Raw genomic sequence first — 19,034 nt, forward strand, 5'->3', positions numbered from 1 at the left:
ATGCGATATTAGTTTTCTTTCGCACGACTTACGTATGCACCTTCGCGAGTATCCACGATAACCTTCTCTCCATTGTCAATGAATAATGGTACACGGATTTCAGCACCGGTTTCTACTGTTGCAGGTTTCATAGCGTTGGTAGCAGTATCTCCTTTAATACCAGGCTCTGTATAGGTGATCTCAAGAACTACGTGTGCAGGTAATTCACAAGTTAATACTTGTTCAGAATCTGCGTGAACCATAGCTTCGACAGTGTCGCCTTCTTTTAGGAACTGTACGCCTTCGATTCTTTCTTCTGGGATATGAATCTGGTCAAATGTCTCTGGGTGCATAAAGACCAAGCCCATATCATCCTTGTATAGGTATTGGTATGGTCGACGCTCTATACGCACTTCATCTACCTTTACCCCAGAGCTCCAAGTCTTCTCGAGGATACGACCAGTTTCGATATTTCTTAGTTTTGAACGTACAAACGCAGGACCCTTACCAGGCTTTACGTGCAAAAATTCCACAATTACATAGTAGTTGCCATCGATATCGAGGCACATGCCATTTCTAAAATCTGCTGTTGATGCCATTATAAATTATATTTTATGATTATCAAATTACCTCTTTAAAAGTTATGATCCTGAAAATTCCATTAAATAGGCTTTAATGAAATCAGATATGTTTCCGTCCATGACACCTGTAACGTCAGATGTCTGATAATTAGTCCGATGATCTTTTACTCTTCTATCATCAAATACGTAGCTTCGTATCTGAGAACCCCATTCGATTTTCTTCTTAGAGCCTTCAATTTCGGCTTGTGCTTTTCTTCTCCGTTGAAGCTCTTTTTCGTACAATTGACTCTTCAGTAGTCGCATAGCATTCTCTCTATTATCTAGCTGACTTCGAGTCTCAGTATTTTCGATAGTGATCTCTTCCGTTTCGCCTGTATCAGGGTCTGTGTAGTTATAACGTAAGCGTACTCCAGTCTCCACCTTATTGACATTTTGTCCTCCAGCACCTCCCGATCTGAAGGTATCCCAAGAAACATCGGCGGGATTAATCGCGATCTCTATGGAGTCGTCAATGAGGGGTACTACAAATACTGAGGCGAATGATGTCATTCGTTTCCCTTGAGCATTATATGGTGATACCCGCACTAGACGGTGAACCCCATTCTCACTTTTAAGAAAACCATAGGCGAGGTCGCCTTCCACCTGTAGGGTAGCTGTCTTTATACCAGCGTCATCACCATCTTGCCAGTTGGTAATAGTAACTTTGTAATTCTGTGATTCACACCACCTCATGTACATACGGAATAGCATTGATGCCCAATCCTGACTTTCTGTACCACCTGCACCTGAGTTGATTTTAAGTACAGCTCCTAGGTGATCCTCTTCTGCACGAAGCATATTCTTAAGCTCCAAATCCTCAATGGTTGCTATGGTCTTAGCATAGAGATCATCAATCTCTTCCTCTGTGACTAGGTCTTCCTTTATGTATTCAAATGCTAATTTGAGCTCTTCAGCGAAGTTATCAACCTCCTCAAAGCCATCAATCCACTTTTTGATACCTTGGACTACCTTCATCTGGAGTTGAGCCTTTTTGGGGTCATCCCAGAAATGTGGGTCCTGAGTTCTTAATTCTTCCTCTTGCAGCTGTATTTTCTTCTCATCGATGTCAAAGGTACCCCCTTAGCGCATCGCGGCGCTCCAATACATTCTGTAATTGGTCTGCTGTTATCATAAGTTAAATAGTTATGATTTGGTTCTACATTCGTTCGTGAATCGTCACGATTTATCACGCAAAGCTACTAAAAAAATGCTATATTTTTTGTAGTTATTTAGCTATTAAGTCTCTGTTTGGTTGCATATTTATCGATTGCCGTCTTACTCTGGGTGTTTTTAGTGCTTGGCTTCCTCTTTACAATTATAGGATACAAAGTGATGTATTGAACTTTATAGATGCTCTTTTGATGTGTATTTTTTTATGTCTCTTAGATGTCAACTAAAAAGGCAGAATAGTTTTTTAGTGATAATAAATGTATATTCTAATTTTCCCAACCATTCGTACACTGTTTTGAAGATAAATTTCGGGATACTATCATGTACTAAGAATAAACCTATAATATGTTGATATAAAAGCTATAAGACGTATGGCAATCATTGAGATGAGATTTTTTTGAGGGAAGGCAAGAGCAGATAAGATTTTAGTTATAATAAACAGAAACGGTTCCTATGTGAAGAATATTTTTTTCATATGAGAAGAAAAAATGTTTCCTATGAGAAGAATTTCATCTTCAATATAGGAGTGTCTTCTCTTGTTTTCTTCTGAAAAAAGTCTATCAATTCGTTGTTTAGAGATTAATGAATAAAGATCGTATGAAAGTTAGTTAAAACCCTTTGAAAAAAAATGGAGGTCATGTTTGTGTGTACTTAAATGATTATGGACCTATTAGGTGTCATAATAACGATGAATAATACTCTTTCTTCTGAGTTCTTCATCGTCATGAACCCATCTTTTTGGGCTTAGGGTGTCCAAAAGAAAAGATATAATTAGTATATTTGCAGGGAGTTGTAGCAATTTTACGGATTGATAATAGTACGAATATATGTCAGAAAAAAAACGAAAGAAGGGATCACCTAACTTTATACACTCTAGGATTATTAGCATCATCAGTATTTCGATGGTACTTTTTCTGCTTGGTGTAGTGACGATGACTGGGTTAGTGGGGAATGGATTGAAGGACTATGTCCGTGAAAGTGTTAACTTTACGATACTGTTATCTCCGGATGCTGAGCCATCAGAGATATCCCTAATGGAGCGTCAGTTACGGAGTGAACCGTTTGTTAAAGATGTCACTTATTATTCTAAAGAGCAAGCCCTTGCCGAGCTTCAGAAAGAGTTAGGTGACAATCCAGAGGATTTTCTTGGATGGAATCCACTATCTCCTACTTTTGAAGTCCAGCTACATGCTGAATATGTATCTAATAGGGATAGTATTAGTATTGTCGAAGATAAATTAGGAGGGTACTTATTGACTGAATCTCTTAGTTATAAAAATGATTTAGTGGATGAGCTCAATAAGAATATCAAAACGATGACCTTAGTGATGATTGTGGTGGCAGCACTGCTCTTGCTTATCTCGATAGTGCTGATTAATAATACTATTAGACTACTTATTTACTCTAAGAGATTCTCTATTTATACGATGAAATTGGTCGGGGCTACGAGTAGTTTTGTTCGTCGTCCCTTTATTCGATACAATGTCTGGAGTGGAATAATTGCGGCCATTATTGCTATTGGTCTATTGGGTTGGGCATGGTATTATATGGTGACTAACTATCCATTAATGCGTGCAGTACTGACCGATACAAATTCAGTAATCGTGGCAGTAGTAGTTCTGATTGCAGGTATTTTAATTTCATGGTTCTCTGCTGCTTCAGCGGTCACTAAATACTTACATATGGATGTGAATAAGCTATATCGAGCTTAATTTACTATAGATACAGATTTGATTTTATGAAAGATAACAACAAAGGAGTGGTCCATAAAACCTATGGCTTTACCCTGAAGAATTTGATTATTTTGCTACTGTCTTTAGTCGTAATTGTAATAGGGTATATACTAATGGGAGGTGGAAAATCCGAAGATGGTGTTAGCTTCAATCCTGAGGTATTCAACACTATGCGGACGAGTGTAGCACCGATAATACTGACGATTGGATATTTAGGCGTATTGGTGGCTGTGATTTGGAAGGATAAATCAAATAAAAGTGATAATTAAGAAGCAAGGATGACCGTTTTCGAAGCAATCATATTAGCTATTGTAGAGGGATTAACAGAGTTTTTACCAGTCTCTAGTACTGGTCACATGGTAATTACCCAGGCGTTAATGGGAATTGAAAGCACAGAGTATGTGAAAGCCTTTACCGTGATGATACAGTTTGGGGCTATCCTTTCAGTAGTGGTTCTCTATCTTAAGCGTTTTTTTCGTTTTGAGCTACCTAGTGATATGTGGCATGGGAATCATTCTAAGATAAGGCGATTTTTGAGCCGATTCCGTTTTTACTTTCAGTTACTAGTCGGGCTTATCCCAGCTGTCGTCTTGGGACTCTTATTTAGTGATTGGGTGGATGAGGCACTAGGCTCTACGTGGATTATAGCTGTTAACCTAGTTGTAGGTGGGGTGATTATGCTTTTTATTGATAAGCTGATTAAGAATAATATGAGCGGTATTGTGACTTACAACAATGCTTTTGTTATTGGACTTTTTCAAACTATTGCAATGTTTTTGCCTGGCATGTCACGCTCCATGTGTACTATAGTTGGAGGGATGGCCGTGGGCCTGAAACGAAAGGTTGCGGCTGAATTCAGCTTCTTTCTTGCGGTGCCTACGATGTTAGGGGCTTCAGTATATCAACTATTGAAGTTTTGGAAAAATGGTAATCTCAGTATATTGAGTGATAATATAGAGACGCTAATCATAGGAAATGTGGTCTCATTTATAGTGGCAATGATAGCGATAAAGTATTTTATCAAGTATTTGCAGAAGCATGGTTTCTTTGCTTTCGGAATTTATCGTATCATTGTCGGTGGTGCCATCATTTTGATGATTCTATTAGGGATGGACTTAGCGATCTTTCAGTAAGGAGTAATGACAGACGATATAAAGAGTAAGAGACTTCTAGTACCGCCACCTAACCCCTTTAGTGAGGGAATGTTTGTGGTCATTGATAAACCTTATGGACGTACTAGTTTTGATGTAGTATATAAGTTTCGTAATCAGCTTAGTCGTGCCTTGAACGTCAAACGTATGAAGGTAGGACATGCGGGGACACTTGACCCATTGGCTACTGGTGTTGTAGTCTTATGTACTGGTAAATACACTAAGAAAATAGAGGAAGTCCAGAAGCAACAAAAGGTCTATTATGCGACCTTGAAACTGGGAGAGACCACACCTTCATATGACTTAGAGAAGGAGGTGGACGCCACATATCCTACGAGTCATATTACAGAGGATAGCGTACGAGATGTACTAGCAACATTTGTGGGTGAGATATCACAGGTGCCACCTGTCTTTTCCGCTGTGAAAGTAGATGGTAAAAGAGCCTATAGTATGGCTCGAAAAGGAGAGGAGGTGACCTTGGCACCCAAGACTATACAGATATATGACATAGAGCTAATTAAGTACAAAATGCCATATGTTGATATCAAAGTAACTTGTGGAAAAGGTACATACATTCGTGCTCTTGCAAGGGATATCGGTGAAGCTCTAGAGAGTGGAGCACACCTCACCCAGCTAAGACGTACACGGGTAGGGGACTTTGATGTAAATGAAGCCATTCAAGTAGAGCAAATTCAGGATTACATCAGAGAAAAATTAGAAGAATACAATTAATTATATAGATATATAGAAGGATAAATGAAGCTTTCACAATTTAATTACAAACTACCAAAGGAGCAGATTGCACTACATCCATCATACCATAGGGATGAGAGCAAGATGTTGGTTCTTAATAAAAAGACGGGGGAGATTACTCATAAGCTGTTCAAGGATCTAACGGAGTATTTCGGAAAGGATGATGTCTTTATCCTAAATAACACCAGAGTATTCCCCGCTAAGCTATTAGGAAACAAGGAGAAAACCAATGCGATGATAGAGGTCTTTCTGTTACGTGAGTTGAAAAAAGAGTCATTACTCTGGGATGTATTGGTGGATCCAGCTCGTAAGATTAGGATTGGCAATAAGCTTTTCTTTGGAGAGGATGATTCTTTGGTAGCTGAAGTTATTGATAATACTACCTCAAGAGGGCGTACCCTAAAGTTTATGTTCGATGGTACGCACGAAGAGTTTAAGGAAGCACTTTTTGCTCTTGGGGAGACTCCACTTCCTGACTATATTGAACGTCCAGTAGTCCCTGAGGATGAAGAACGATACCAAACAATATATGCGACTGAAGAGGGTGCTGTAGTAGGCCCATCTGCTGGTTTTCACTTTAGTAGAGAGCTATTTAAGCGACTCGAGTTGCAGGATTGTCGTTTTGCATATCTAACCCTACATGCAAGCAGGGTTATGTACTCTGAGATTGATGTCGATGACTTATCTAAGTTTAAGATGGGGTCAGAGCGAATGATAGTGAATGAGGATTGCTGTGATCTAGTGAATAATGCGATTCGAAGCTCTAAAAGAGTATGTGCTGTTGGTACCACTTCCATGAAAGCTGTCGAAACATGTGTGAGCACAGACGGCTTTATCAAGCCTTATGATGGCTGGACTGGAAAGTTTATATTCCCTGAGTATCATTTTGAGGTGGCAGATTCTATGATTACAGGTTTCCATATGCCATATTCATCGTTACTGATGATGGTGGCTGCTTTTGGAGGTTACGACAATGTAATGAATGCTTATAAGGTGGCCATTGAAGAAGGGTATCGCTTTGGTGCCTATGGAGATGCAATGCTCATCATCTGATTAATAAAAAGAAGTGACTACAGTATATTTAGCACTAGGTGCAAATCTGGGGGATAGACGCCAGCAGTTGGAAAAGGCTCGCCAACTAATTAATGAGAGAGTAGGGCAGATAGAGCGATGCTCTGAGGAGTATGAAACAGAGCCTGTGGGCTTTGTTTCAGAACACCCATTTATTAATCAAGCGATTAAAGTGGTAACAGATTTAGAGCCATTTGAGTTATTGAGGGTGACTCAGGAAATAGAGTTGGATCTAGGAAGAGATAGAAAAAGTGAGAATGGACAGCACTTTGACCGAACTTGTGATATAGATATCATTTTGTACGGAGATCTTATTCTTGATAATGAGAAATTACAAATTCCTCATCCTCACTTTAGGGAGCGGCGTTTTGTATTACGTCCGATGCTCGATATAGCTGCTAACGTTATCGATCCTGTCACTCATAAGAGCATCATGGAGCTAGAGGGAAAGCAAAATGGGTAGGATTTTAGGTCTTGACATAGGTCGAAAAAGGTGTGGTATAGCTGTGACTGATCCATTGAGGATCATTCCTGGTGGCTTAGGTTATCAGCCTACACATCTTTTACCCGACTGGGTCAAGGATTATTGTGCCAAAGAGCCAGTTGATATGATCGTCATAGGACTACCGAAGCAGGCCAATAATACGGAGTCCGAGAGTATGCAGTACATTAGACCCGTGGTGAATAGGTTGAAGAAATTATTACCAGATATGGAGATTATCCCTTACGATGAGCGATATACCTCCGTATTGGCTCATAGAGCAGTTATAGAGGGGGGGATTAAGAAGATGGCTAGAAGGGAAAAAGGACTAATTGATGAGGTCAGTGCTGTAATCATTCTTCAGGATTTTATGGAAAGTAAAGTGTATAAAGATAGCTACAAATAGATATGACATTACCGATATACATATATGGAACAGATGTTCTAAGAGAGGAGACAAAAGAGATAGAAGCTGATTATCCAGGTCTTGAGAAGCTTATTGCAAATATGTTTGAGACCATGTACCAGTCGGATGGAGTAGGTTTGGCTGCTCCCCAAGTGGGAAAGTCCATTCGTTTATTTGTCATTGATGCCTCTCCAGTTGCAGAAGACTTTGAGGATAGTAAGGACTTTAAGAGGGTTGTGATTAACCCAGAGATTATCTCTAGTAGTGAAGAGGTTGTGAGTATGTGGGAGGGATGCTTGAGTTTACCTGGTCTTTCTGAAAAGGTGGAGCGACCAGCCTCTGTCACGGTTAAGTACTTGAATGAACGTTTCGAACTAGTAGAGGAGACATTGCATAACTTCAATGCTCGGGTGTTCCAACATGAATATGACCATCTGGAGGAAACTTTATTTACTGATAAAATTAGCCCAATGCGTAAGCAAATGGTTAAGAAAAAACTTCAGAAAATGAGTCGTGGCAATGTGTCGGCGAGCTATAAGATGGTAACAAAGTAGAATATAATTGTCATGAAAAAGGCTTGGAGTATCTGGATATTATACATTCTATTACTGGGCGGATTAGCAACTCCACTCAAAGCACAGATTGATACTGATAGAGTGATATCAATCGGTTTGAATGCCATATACTTCAAGGATTACGTATTAGCCATTCAGTATTTTAACTCAGCGATTCAGAATGATTCGAATAGAGCTGAGCCCTATTACTATAGGGGCTTGGCAAAATTTAGTTTGGATGACTATTTGGGAGCAGAGATTGACTCAGACGCATGTATTGAGAGAAATCCATATATTGGTGAAGCCTATTATCTGAGAGCAATCTCTAGGCACTCCTTGGGTAAGGATTCATTAGCTATTGAGGATTATAAGGTAGTGCTTAATAGTAATCCAGATCATAAGGGGGCACTCCATAACTCCGCTCTACTGAATGTTGCTATGAATGATACGATATCAGCAAGGAAAGCCCTGGATCATCTTCAACGTTTTTTCCCATCTTATGCTCCTGGATATATGATTGATGGGGGACTTCATCTTGAACAAAATGATACCATCACAGCGATCAATTTATTCGAAAAAGCGATAGAAATCTCTCCAGATCTGACTGGTGCTTACATCGCTATGGCAGGAATCGCGTATGATCAGTCTAAATATCAGAAAGCGGAGCAATACATGGATGAAGCCATTCACTATGATAATAAAGTGCCAGAGCTATTCATCAATCGTGGATTGATTAGATATCAAAGGAAGAATATTAGAGGTGCTATGACTGACTATTCTAAGGCAGTAGATTTAGCCCCCAATAACTCATTAGCCTTATATAATAGGGCACTATTACGCACACAGGTAGGGGAGAGAAATGCAGCACAGGAGGACTTCAATAGGGTGCTTCAGCTGGATCCCGAAAATTATTTTGCACTATTCAATAGAGCTATTATTTCTAATGAAATAGGTGATTATCGTTTGGCTATTTCAGACCTCAATAAGATTATTGAGAGGTACCCAACCTTTGTACCAGCTTATGTTCAAAGAGCCGAAGCAAAAGAGAAGATGGGATTAGCCCATGACTCAAAACAAGATTTATATCAGGCCTCTAAACTCATGTACGACTCCAACACTCTTAGCAAAGCTGCTGACTTGCAGGCCAAAGCCGACAAAGAGGCGTCTGAGATGAACGATGTTCGAGATGATCGTGACAAGAATATCAAAAAGTTCAAGATGTTGGTCTATAATAGTCAGCAGAAAGGATATAATGACTTATATAAGGAGGACGGCATCAGAGGTCGTGTTCAGGATAGAGATGTAGCTATATCTCCTGAACCTATGTATCAGCTCTCTTACTATGTGGTCGTTGGTGAGCAGATTAGGAGCGAAGCCGTTAGTAAGTATGCCAGTAAGTTGGAGTTACCAGAGAGCGAATATGCTATTCAGGTGGTAAGACATGTTCCTCAATTAAGTCAGGATATGGTAGACATGCATTTACAGCGGGTCCAAGAATTCAACCCTAATGAATTGATGAGTGCTGATAAACTATTAAAGTACGCTATGGATCAGGTAACGCTTAGAGATCACGAGATGGCTATAGCGACATTCTCATTAATTTTAGACTCCATGCCAGATGATCCAGCCTCTCTATTTCAGAGAGCGGTGTCAAGGTATCTGGCTTACGAAGCAACTCTGAAGGAAGTTGATTTTGAGAATAAACAAAAGAGCAATACCCCTGATCTCGTACAAGATCCTAACCACTCAAAAGAGTATTTGCTAAAAAAAGCAAAAGCTCAAGACTCGATTAAAGACTTAGAGACCGTACTTAAGCTAGTTCCAGATTATGCTCCAGCACTATACAATATAGGATATATTTATGCATCTCTAGGACAGTATATAGAAGCAATTGAGTACTATGATCGAGCTATATCTGTTGAGCCCAAGATGGGAGCTGCATATTACAATCGAGGACTTGCACATTACTCTATTGGTGAGAAGAATAAAGGAGATTCCGATCTAAGTGCCGCAGGTAACTTAGGATTCTACAAAGCCTATTCTATCATCCGTAGAATGAAATAAAGCGGTTAAGCCTCTATAAAAGTCGGTAAGTCTCAATGGTATTTGTTTACCTTTTATCTTGAAATTCATACAAGATGGCATTTCTTGGATGATACACTTTGAGGTATCTTATCCCCAGAATAGGGTATCCTTCTGTCCTCAACTTTTATCAAACGAACTATAATAAAAAAGAGCTCTATGGAAATTTCCACAGAGCTCTTTTAAGCTTGTATGTTGTAATTAAATTACTGAGCTACAATAGCGCCGGTTGGGCAAGCTTCTGCACATGCACCACAGTCGATGCAAACATCAGCGTCAATTACATAGATATCGCCTTCAGAGATTGCGTCAACTGGGCATTCTGGTTGGCAAGTGCCACAAGCGATACAAGAGTCTTCAATAAAGTGTGCCATAACGTTTAATTCAAATTATTTAGTGTATAAATTAATTATTACTTTTAGTTTCCACTGCAAATATACACTTTTATTTGAAAATAATACCTACTTATAGGTATCTATTATGGCTAATCCTTTACTTCGCTTTATCTAATTCAATAGTAAAGTGTCTCATTACTGGTAACTCTCGCTTAATAACATATCCTTTCGTAATCTCTTCTCTGCGATCAAATACATTTTTACACGCAGCAGCGACTACATTCATATGATTGTCTGTATAGGTTCTTCGAGGGATAGCAAGCCTTAGCAGCTCTAGCTTAGGATATCTATTCTCTCCAGTTTTTGGATCTCTGTCTGCTAATAGAGAACCAATTTCTACGCCTCTTATACCTGCTTCTAGGTAGAGTTCGATACCTAGTGTCTGAGCTATAAATTCTTCTTTAGGAACATGAGTTAGTATTTTCTTAGCATCCAAGAAGATGGCATGTCCTCCAGCAGGTCTTTGGTATGGAATACCATACTCGTCAAGTTTTTGTCCTAAGTAAGCTACTTGCTTGATGCGAGAGTCAAGAGTGTCAAACTCAGTACCCTCATCAAGTCCGATAGCGAGAGCATTCATATCTCTACCACTCATACCACCATAGGTAAGAAATCCTTCATTCATGATGCTATACATCTGGCACTTATGGTATAGTTCTTCATCACGCATCGCTAAGAAACCGCCCATATTGACGATAGCATCTTTCTTACTTGACATGGTCATGATATCACCATAGCTAAGCATTTCTTTTACGATTTCCTTAATGGATTTACTGCTGTACCCTTCTTCTCTCATCTTTATGAAGTATGCATTTTCAGCAAATCTTGCTCCATCTATCTGAAGTTTGATGCCGTATTTCTTGCAAAGTTCGGCTGTCTCACGAATGTTTTTCATGGATACAGGTTGTCCTCCAGCTGTATTATTTGTAATGGTAAGGACACACATAGGTATTTTTTCTTTAGGATTATTTTTAAAGCAATCCTCCAGTTTATTAAGGTCCATTTCACCCTTGAAGGGCATTTCCTTTTCGGTGTCAGCTGCATCATCAATGGTACAATCTAGTGCAACAGCTTTTCTGAATTCGATGTGTCCCTTAGTGGTATCAAAGTGAGAATTTCCGGGTAGGATGTCTCCTTCTTTTATAGTAGCAGAATACAATACATTTTCAGCAGCTCTTCCTTGGTGCGTTGGTAGAAAATAAGGGAAGCCTAATATGTTATTAATCGCTTCCTTCATGTTGTAAAAAGAGCTTGCTCCTGCGTAACTTTCGTCTCCTAACATTATTCCTGACCATTGCCTATCACTCATCGCTCCTGTACCAGAGTCGGTAAGGAGGTCGATAAAGACATGTTGACTCTTGAGACCAAAAAGATTATAGTTCGCTTCCTTTATCCAATGAGCACGTTCTTCGTAAGTGCTTTTATGAATAGGTTCAACCATCTTAATACGATAGGATTCCGAAAAAGGTAGTTTCATAAGTAAATTGTGTTTTTTTATGTTTTAATATTACAGTTATGCTCCAAATATAGAGTGTATATCAAATATACATATATTCTCTAAGTGGAATAAATAAATCCCTTATTATCACTTTTGTTAACAAATCTATCGTGTAACATCTCTAAATGTTACTTCACTAATAGAATAAATTACTTGTGATCAGAAATGTTGAGTTGACAGGAATTTAGACCTCTTATCCAACTAATAATCTTATAAGAGTGGTAGTTGTAGGAATTATATTTAGATAAATATCGATTTGAAAATCGTTTGGTTTAGGGAAATATTCTTCAATCGAAATGCAGCAAGCAAATGTGAAAGCTTGGGGGGTGGTATAGAATCAAATAAAGTATTAAATTTGCAGGTAATATGTGGGTGATTGCCACATTCTTGATGATGACAACTTTTGATTAAAAAATAGATAGATTATGAATGTTTCGTATTCTTGGTTAAAAAAATATGTTGATTTTGACCAAACACCTAGTGAAGTGGCTGAAATCCTAACCTCAATTGGGTTGGAGGTGGCTGCTGTCGAGGAGCATGAATCGATACGTGGTGGTTTGGAAGGTCTGGTTATTGGTAAGGTGCTTACCTGTGTGGAGCACTCTAATTCGGATCATCTCCATGTCACTACAGTAGATTTAGGCAGTAAATTTTCTCCTGATGGTCCAGTACAAATAGTATGCGGTGCACCTAACATTGCAGCTGGGCAGACTGTAGTGGTTGCCACTATTGGGACCACCCTTTACTCTGGTGAGGAATCATTCGTTATTAAGAAAGGTAAGATTCGTGGTGAAGAGTCCTTTGGTATGATATGCTCGGAAGTTGAAATTGGTGTTGGTACTGATGCGAGTGGTATTATGGTACTCCCTTCAGATATACCAGCTGGGACTCTGGCAAAGGATTATTTTGAGGTGATTTCTGATCATATCATTGAGGTAGAGATTACACCTAACCGTGTCGATGGTACTAGTCATTATGGCGTAGCTAGAGATCTGTATGCTTATCTCAAGACTCATGGTTATGAAACAGCCTTGAGGAAACCTGAGCTTCCTGAAGTCAAAGCAATCGAAGAAGAGCCTGTTACATTATCTCTCCTTGCTCCTGAAGCTTGTCGAAGGTACTCTGGTATTGTCATCAAGGATATGACAGTGGGGGATAGCCCTAAGTGGCTTAGAAATGCCTTGGAGATTATTGGGCAAAAGTCTATCAATAATGTGGTGGACGTTGCTAATTATGTCTTATTCGAATTAGGACAGCCGCTACATACCTTTGATCTGGATAAGATTACAGGGGATGAAATTCAGGTACGACTGGCTAAAAATGGTGAGACCTTAACGACTCTGGATGGCAATGAGATTAAATTAATGGAGCGAGACTTGGTCATTGCTGACGCTGAAAAGCCAATGTGCTTGGCTGGTGTTATGGGAGGCTTAGATTCGGGAGTGACGAAGGATACTAAAAATATGTTCCTAGAGATAGCTACATTTGATCCTACTTTCATTCGAAAAAGTGTTCGTCGTTATGGATTTAATACTGATGCCTCATTCCGATTTGAAAGAGGTTTGGATCCTGAGCAGATACCAGATGCCATGAGGAGAGCTATTTCGCTAATCCTTGAAGTGACAGGAGGACATATTGCTAGCCGTGTATATGATGAATACCCTGAGGTGTTAGAGCCATACAAGGTTGATCTGACCATTCAAAACGTTCAAAGCCTCACAGGACTCCCCATCTCAGAGGAAAAAATCATCGAAATTCTTGAAGCTTTAGATATAAAGGTTAAGGAAAATAATAATGGAGCTCTAAAGTTGGAGGTGCCAAGATATAGATTCGATGTCACTAGAGATATAGATGTGATTGAGGATATTCTTAGGATCTATGGTTACAACGAGTACCCCGAAAGTAAGAGGTTAACAAGTACCATTAGTGTAAATACACCTACTGACATTAGTATTCAGATGCAGCAAAAAGTTAGTGAACAACTAGTTGGTGCTGGATTTAATGAGATTCTGAATAACTCACTATCTAAGGCAGTCTACTATCTTGATGAGATAGAAAAGGGGAAAGCTGTACAAGTAATGAATCCGCTCTCTAGTGATCTATCCACTATGCGAATGACACTCATTCATGGTGGCTTAGAGACCATTAATTTCAACCTTAACCGTCAAGCCCACAACTTAAGATTATTTGAGTTTGGTAATTGCTATCGCAGAGCTGAAGAGGGTGAACAATCGCCACTTGCTGGGTTTGTCGAAAACTTTAGGTTAGGGTTATGGATGACAGGAGATGCTGCTCCAATGCATTGGGCTAGAAAAGAGTATGAAGCTATTTCTTACGAATTGAAAGCTGTCTTGATGAACGTGCTGACACGTCTTGGGCTTAACCAGTCGGAGCTTTTAATTGAGAAGAGTGGTGACTCCGCAGTTTACGAAGCGGCAGAGATTATTACACTAAGAGGGGGCGATGCTATCGCTAAGTGGGGATTGGTTAGCCGAGAGCTATTAAAGAAGCATGATATCTCTACGCCAGTCTATTTTGCTGAGATTGAGTGGAATCCTATCATGGATCGCGTTTTGAATAGAGAAGTGAAGTTCACTCCTATCCCTAAGTTCTTTGCCGTTAAGCGTGATTTTGCTTTACTTGTAGATAAGCATGTTACCTTTGCTGCTATTGAACAAGTAGCACGAAAGGCAGGAGGCAAATTGCTTAAGAGCATCGTTCTTTTTGATGTGTATGAAGATTCAAATCACTTACCAGAAGGCAAGAAGAGCTATGCTGTAAACTTCGAACTACAAGATCCAGAGAAAACACTTTCTGACAAAGTGATTGATAAAACAATGAATAAAATATATGACGCACTAAACAAATCACTTGGTGCTGAATTAAGATAATTAGATTAAAACCGTAAGATGGGAAGAGCATTTGAATATCGGAAAGCCCGTAAAATGAAAAGATGGGGCAATATGGCTAGAGTCTTTACTAAGCTAGGTAAAGAAATCACGATTGCAGCTAAGGCTGGTGGTCCTGATCCTGATACTAACCCACGTCTGCGTGTCCTGATCCAGACCTCCAAAAAGGAGAATATGCCTAAGGAAAATGTGGAACGAGCCATAAAGAAAGCTACAGATAAGGAATATACGGACTATAAAGAGATTAACTATGAGGGATATGGACCTCATGGCATAGCTGTCTTTGTAGAAACAGCAACGGACAATCACCAGAGAACAGTTGCAAATGTTCGTAGTTACTTTAATAAAGTTGGTGGTACTCTTGGGACCACAGGTAGCTTAGAGTTTTTGTTTGAACACAAGGTGATATTCCATGCAAAACCACCAGAGAATAAGGAAATAGACCTCGAGGAATTGACTTTGGAGCTCATTGACTTTGATGTTGATGAGGTGGATCAAGATGAAGATGAGGGCGAAATCGTAATCTCTGGAGAATTCGCATCAAACTCTGCCATTCAGAATTATTTAGAAGAACAAGGCTTTGAAGTTAGTAGTGCCGAATTTGTACGTATTCCAATGGATTACAAGGATGTGACACCAGAGCAGCGAGCCGATATTGATAAGCTGATAGGCCTTCTAGAAGACGACGACGATGTACAGAATGTCTTCCATAATATGGCGGATGACGAATCGGATAAGGAATAATCAAAAACAGTTATAAAGATAAGTGAAGGTTACTGGAGTCAAATTACTGACTGCAGTAACCTTTATTAATGGTATTGAGTATGGAATTAAATGATTTAGTTAAGAGATTTGAGGGTAGTAAAGCCTATAAATCTCTATTACGTAACTTAGATCTAGGGATAGATAAAATAGCATTATCAGAACTTCAAGGATCTGCTCCGGCTTTATTATTGAACGCCCTCTCTCTAACTAATTCAGTTCCTATGCTCGGTATAGCTAAGGATTTGGAGGATGCCGCTTATCTTCAAAATGATCTTCAGGTCTTATTAGGGGACGAAGTAGAGGTCCTCTTCTTCCCCTCTCTCTATAAGAGAGCCATTAGATATGGTCAGAAGGATCTTGCTAATGAGGTTATACGGACAGAACTTCTGGAATTAGTCAGAGAAGAAAAGTATCCCAAGTTTATCATTACATATCCCGAGGCTCTTATTGAAGGCGTTGTAGATAAGGATGTGTATGATGCTGGACGAATGCAGCTCAAGGTGGGCGAAGAGATAAATAGATCAGAGCTACGAGAGAATTTATGGGAGATGGGCTTTGAGGAAGTTGATTATGTTTATTCTCCTGGCGATTTTGCAATCCGGGGAAGCTTGATAGATATCTATTCCTTTGCAGCAGAAAGTCCAATGAGGCTTGACTTCTTTGATGATGAGTTAGAAAGTATCCGAAGCTTTGATCCTGAAACGCAACTTTCAAATAAGCAGTATAAGGAGATCACAATTCTGGCCGCTTTTGATACAGATGAAAGAGCCGGTCACTCTTTACTTTCAATATTACCTAAGGAGACTCTCATTTATGTAGATCAGGTTGCTTTTCTTGAAGCATCACTTAAGGAAGTTTACAATTTAGGACCAATCCATCCCCAGGATAATATCTTCACTACTCTTGAAGAGATACAGAAAGTTTTGGTCAAGCCTGAGGTGCTTTTAGGTGAAGTCTGGGATCATATAGTTATTGGAACGAACTTTCCATCCAATTCAAAAGCAGTTGAGATTAGTTTTGGACAAAAGGTAGAGCCACTATTTCATAAAAATTTCGAGCTCTTGTCGGATGCACTTTTGAAATACCAAACTAAAGGGTATGATACAATCATCATGAGCGATCAAGAGGGGCAAATAAGCCGCCTAAGATCTGTCTTTGATGAACAAGGCAAAGGTGTGACCTTTCAGCCACTTATCCCAACTCTCCATGGAGGGTTTATCGATGATGAATTGCAGCTGACCCTCTTCACTGACCACTCTATCTTCGAACGCTTCCATAATTTCAAACTGAAGAGTGATCGTATTCGTCGGAATAGGGCGGTAATGACTCTGAAGGATATCCAAGCTTTTGAGTACGGAGACTATGTGGTACATATGACTCACGGTATTGCAACTTTTGGTGGGCTCTTTACGATCAATCAGAATGGCAAACAACAGGAGACTGTACGCTTAAATTTCAAGGGTGGCGATAGTGTATATGTCAGCATTCACTCACTTCATCATATCTCTAAATATAAGAGCAAGGATAATGAGGAGCCGCCTCAATTGAGTAAATTGGGGGGATCTGCCTGGGATAAGCTCAAGGAGAAAACGAAAAAGAAGGTCAAGGATATAGCTCGGGACCTTATAAAGCTGTATGCAGAACGACTAAAGGTTAAGGGCTTTGCTTTCTCTCCAGATACATACATGCAGAAGGAACTTGAATCATCCTTTATGTATGAGGATACACCTGATCAAGAGCAGGCAACAATTGATGTCAAAGCAGATATGGAAAAGCCAATTCCTATGGATAGACTTATCTGTGGAGATGTAGGGTTTGGAAAAACAGAGATAGCCATACGAGCAGCATTCAAAGCTGTTGCCGACAGTAAGCAAGTAGCGGTGATGGTACCCACAACAGTACTTGCCTACCAACATTATCGTACATTCACGAAGAGGCTTCAAGACTTTCCGTGTAGGATTGAGTATTTGAGTCAAGCTAAGAATCCCAAGGAACGAAAGGAGATACTCCAGGACTTAAAGGAAGGGAAGATAGATATCATTATTGGCACACATGCATTAGCGGGTAAGTCTGTTGAATATAAGGATTTAGGCTTATTGGTGATTGATGAAGAGCAGAAATTCGGTGTCGCCATCAAGGAGAGGCTACGACGGTTTAGAACCCATATAGATACGCTTACGATGACCGCAACACCAATACCGAGGACGTTGCAGTTTTCATTGATGGGGGCTCGTGATTTATCCAATATCCAGACACCTCCCCCTAATCGCTATCCCATTCGTACTGAACACATGATCTATGATGTGGAGGTCTTGGGTGAGATAATAAATAGCGAGTTAGCTCGAGATGGTCAGATCTATTTCATTCATAATCGGATCCATAATATGAATGACATCGCTCGTGATCTCCAGCGAGCAGTCCCAGGATTAAGAGTAGGGATAGGCCATGGACAGATGCCCCCAAAAGAATTAGAGAGGGTACTGATGGATTATGTAAATCACGAGTATGATCTCTTGCTAGCGACTACGATAGTAGAGAATGGTATAGATGTGCCTAATGCTAATACTATTATCATTAATGATGCTCAACGATTTGGATTAAGCGACTTACACCAATTACGTGGTAGAGTAGGGCGTGGTAATCGTAAAGCCTATTGCTATCTCCTAACGCCACCTATAGAATCGCTGACACCCAATGCTAAACGTCGATTACAGTCACTTACCTCATTTTCTGAGTTGGGCAGTGGTATTCATATAGCAATGCAGGATTTGGATATCCGTGGTGCAGGAAATCTGCTAGGTGCAGAGCAAAGCGGCTTTATTGCAGATCTAGGATATGAAGCATATAAGAGAATTCTTGAAGAGGCTGTTTTGGAACTAAAGGTACAGGAGTTTTCAAATATCTTAGATGACACTTCAGAAAATGATGATGAGGTAGATAATAGGGGTGTACGCGAAGAGCAATACGTGTATGAGACCGTCATAGAGACCGATGCAGAGGCCTACTTCCCTCAGATATATGTGCCTGGAGATAATGAACGAATATCGCTGTATCGGGAGTTGGATACGATTGAAAAGGAAAGAGAGATTGAGGCTTATAAGGAGAGACTACAAGACCGTTTTGGGGAGTTACCTGACGAAGCTGAAGAGTTGCTGAAGGTAGTACAACTCAGATTATTAGGCAAGCGTGCTGGAATAGAAAGGATCTTGCACAGACAGGGTCTCCTTAAGCTCTTTTTTGTGAGTGATTCCAATAGTCCCTATTATCGTAGTAAAACCTTTGCAACGATCCTATCGAACGCAGCACGAATGACCAAGGATTTGCAATTCAAAGAGGAAGATGGAGGACGTCGCTCAATTGTTGTAAAAAATGTCTCGACCATATCGCATGCTTACGATATCCTGGTTCGGCTTTTGTCATAAGATCGCTTAAGATACTAGCATCAATAAATCTCCGTGGATGTAAAC

Annotated in this window: 16 protein-coding genes; 12 read left to right on the top strand and 4 right to left on the bottom strand. The window is 39.8% G+C overall.

All coding sequences use genetic code 11. The features are described from left to right. Positions 1 to 8: 8 nt before the first annotated feature. Together efp and prfB are read right to left on the bottom strand one after the other, a co-directional pair. Positions 9 to 578: an elongation factor P gene (gene efp / locus QYZ87_00060; protein MDN4752931.1), complete on the bottom strand. Its 570-nt coding sequence runs from the start codon at positions 576 to 578 to the stop codon at positions 9 to 11. A 42-nt stretch (positions 579 to 620) separates the two neighbouring features. Continuing rightward, a protein-coding gene (gene prfB, locus QYZ87_00065; protein MDN4752932.1) for a peptide chain release factor 2 occupies positions 621 to 1,731 on the bottom strand; the annotation gives its coding sequence in 2 pieces (ribosomal slippage) (positions 621 to 1,667 and positions 1,669 to 1,731; 1,110 coding nt in all). An 865-nt stretch (positions 1,732 to 2,596) separates the two neighbouring features. Here prfB and QYZ87_00070 point away from each other — a divergent pair. The 9 genes from QYZ87_00070 to QYZ87_00110 all read left to right on the top strand — a co-directional run bounded on the left by QYZ87_00070 (position 2,597) and on the right by QYZ87_00110 (position 9,982). Next, positions 2,597 to 3,481, top strand: coding sequence for a permease-like cell division protein FtsX (locus QYZ87_00070; protein ID MDN4752933.1), 885 nt, complete (start codon positions 2,597 to 2,599; stop codon positions 3,479 to 3,481). 26 nt (positions 3,482 to 3,507) lie between these two features. Beyond that, positions 3,508 to 3,771: a DUF3098 domain-containing protein gene (locus QYZ87_00075; GenBank protein MDN4752934.1), complete on the top strand. Its 264-nt coding sequence runs from the start codon at positions 3,508 to 3,510 to the stop codon at positions 3,769 to 3,771. A gap of 9 nt (positions 3,772 to 3,780) precedes the next feature. After that, positions 3,781 to 4,635, top strand: coding sequence for an undecaprenyl-diphosphate phosphatase (locus QYZ87_00080; GenBank protein MDN4752935.1), 855 nt, complete (start codon positions 3,781 to 3,783; stop codon positions 4,633 to 4,635). A gap of 69 nt (positions 4,636 to 4,704) precedes the next feature. Then, on the top strand, positions 4,705 to 5,385 hold the full coding sequence (gene truB, locus QYZ87_00085) for a tRNA pseudouridine(55) synthase TruB (GenBank protein ID MDN4752936.1): 681 nt from the start codon (positions 4,705 to 4,707) through the stop codon (positions 5,383 to 5,385). Positions 5,386 to 5,409: 24 nt separating this feature from the next. Then, complete coding sequence (queA, locus tag QYZ87_00090; protein MDN4752937.1) at positions 5,410 to 6,459, top strand: tRNA preQ1(34) S-adenosylmethionine ribosyltransferase-isomerase QueA; 1,050 nt, start codon at positions 5,410 to 5,412, stop codon at positions 6,457 to 6,459. 13 nt (positions 6,460 to 6,472) lie between these two features. Then, complete coding sequence (gene folK / locus QYZ87_00095) at positions 6,473 to 6,940, top strand: 2-amino-4-hydroxy-6-hydroxymethyldihydropteridine diphosphokinase (GenBank protein ID MDN4752938.1); 468 nt, start codon at positions 6,473 to 6,475, stop codon at positions 6,938 to 6,940. Then, complete coding sequence (gene ruvX, locus QYZ87_00100; GenBank protein ID MDN4752939.1) at positions 6,933 to 7,364, top strand: Holliday junction resolvase RuvX; 432 nt, start codon at positions 6,933 to 6,935, stop codon at positions 7,362 to 7,364. Before folK ends, ruvX begins: the two co-directional genes overlap by 8 nt. 2 nt (positions 7,365 to 7,366) lie before the next feature. Beyond that, positions 7,367 to 7,918 (top strand): peptide deformylase, encoded by a 552-nt coding sequence (def, locus tag QYZ87_00105; GenBank protein MDN4752940.1) that lies wholly within the window; start codon positions 7,367 to 7,369, stop codon positions 7,916 to 7,918. Between the two features lie 12 nt (positions 7,919 to 7,930). Continuing rightward, the gene (locus tag QYZ87_00110; GenBank protein MDN4752941.1) at positions 7,931 to 9,982 is read left to right on the top strand and encodes a tetratricopeptide repeat protein; all 2,052 of its coding nucleotides are present in this window, start codon (positions 7,931 to 7,933) and stop codon (positions 9,980 to 9,982) included. A gap of 224 nt (positions 9,983 to 10,206) precedes the next feature. Here QYZ87_00110 and QYZ87_00115 read toward each other — a convergent pair whose 3' ends face one another. Together QYZ87_00115 and QYZ87_00120 are read right to left on the bottom strand one after the other, a co-directional pair. After that, positions 10,207 to 10,374, bottom strand: coding sequence for a 4Fe-4S binding protein (locus QYZ87_00115; protein ID MDN4752942.1), 168 nt, complete (start codon positions 10,372 to 10,374; stop codon positions 10,207 to 10,209). Positions 10,375 to 10,492: 118 nt separating this feature from the next. Continuing rightward, complete coding sequence (locus tag QYZ87_00120; GenBank protein ID MDN4752943.1) at positions 10,493 to 11,872, bottom strand: tryptophanase; 1,380 nt, start codon at positions 11,870 to 11,872, stop codon at positions 10,493 to 10,495. A gap of 446 nt (positions 11,873 to 12,318) precedes the next feature. Between QYZ87_00120 and pheT the strand changes: the two genes are divergently transcribed. The 3 genes from pheT (at position 12,319) to mfd (ending at position 18,989) form a co-directional block, all read left to right on the top strand. Next, a complete protein-coding gene (gene pheT, locus QYZ87_00125; GenBank protein MDN4752944.1) occupies positions 12,319 to 14,784 on the top strand; it encodes a phenylalanine--tRNA ligase subunit beta in 2,466 nt (821 codons plus the stop codon). Between the two features lie 18 nt (positions 14,785 to 14,802). Further along, a complete protein-coding gene (locus QYZ87_00130; protein ID MDN4752945.1) occupies positions 14,803 to 15,546 on the top strand; it encodes a YebC/PmpR family DNA-binding transcriptional regulator in 744 nt (247 codons plus the stop codon). Positions 15,547 to 15,626: 80 nt separating this feature from the next. After that, positions 15,627 to 18,989 (top strand): transcription-repair coupling factor, encoded by a 3,363-nt coding sequence (gene mfd / locus QYZ87_00135; GenBank protein MDN4752946.1) that lies wholly within the window; start codon positions 15,627 to 15,629, stop codon positions 18,987 to 18,989. Positions 18,990 to 19,034 lie beyond the last annotated feature (45 nt).

Source organism: Porphyromonadaceae bacterium W3.11 (genome assembly GCA_030434245.1).
In the GTDB taxonomy this organism is placed as follows: domain Bacteria; phylum Bacteroidota; class Bacteroidia; order Bacteroidales; family Porphyromonadaceae; genus Porphyromonas_A.

Coding starts and splice junctions, on each gene's coding strand:
- QYZ87_00130 (MDN4752945.1), top strand. CDS start 14,803: ATGGGAAGAGCATTTGAATATCGGAAAGCCCGTAAAATGAAAAGATGG.
- queA (MDN4752937.1), top strand. CDS start 5,410: ATGAAGCTTTCACAATTTAATTACAAACTACCAAAGGAGCAGATTGCA.
- def (MDN4752940.1), top strand. CDS start 7,367: ATGACATTACCGATATACATATATGGAACAGATGTTCTAAGAGAGGAG.
- ruvX (MDN4752939.1), top strand. CDS start 6,933: ATGGGTAGGATTTTAGGTCTTGACATAGGTCGAAAAAGGTGTGGTATA.
- QYZ87_00075 (MDN4752934.1), top strand. CDS start 3,508: ATGAAAGATAACAACAAAGGAGTGGTCCATAAAACCTATGGCTTTACC.
- QYZ87_00070 (MDN4752933.1), top strand. CDS start 2,597: ATGTCAGAAAAAAAACGAAAGAAGGGATCACCTAACTTTATACACTCT.
- QYZ87_00110 (MDN4752941.1), top strand. CDS start 7,931: ATGAAAAAGGCTTGGAGTATCTGGATATTATACATTCTATTACTGGGC.
- efp (MDN4752931.1), bottom strand. CDS start 578: ATGGCATCAACAGCAGATTTTAGAAATGGCATGTGCCTCGATATCGAT.
- truB (MDN4752936.1), top strand. CDS start 4,705: ATGTTTGTGGTCATTGATAAACCTTATGGACGTACTAGTTTTGATGTA.
- QYZ87_00115 (MDN4752942.1), bottom strand. CDS start 10,374: ATGGCACACTTTATTGAAGACTCTTGTATCGCTTGTGGCACTTGCCAA.
- mfd (MDN4752946.1), top strand. CDS start 15,627: ATGGAATTAAATGATTTAGTTAAGAGATTTGAGGGTAGTAAAGCCTAT.
- QYZ87_00080 (MDN4752935.1), top strand. CDS start 3,781: ATGACCGTTTTCGAAGCAATCATATTAGCTATTGTAGAGGGATTAACA.
- QYZ87_00120 (MDN4752943.1), bottom strand. CDS start 11,872: ATGAAACTACCTTTTTCGGAATCCTATCGTATTAAGATGGTTGAACCT.
- pheT (MDN4752944.1), top strand. CDS start 12,319: ATGAATGTTTCGTATTCTTGGTTAAAAAAATATGTTGATTTTGACCAA.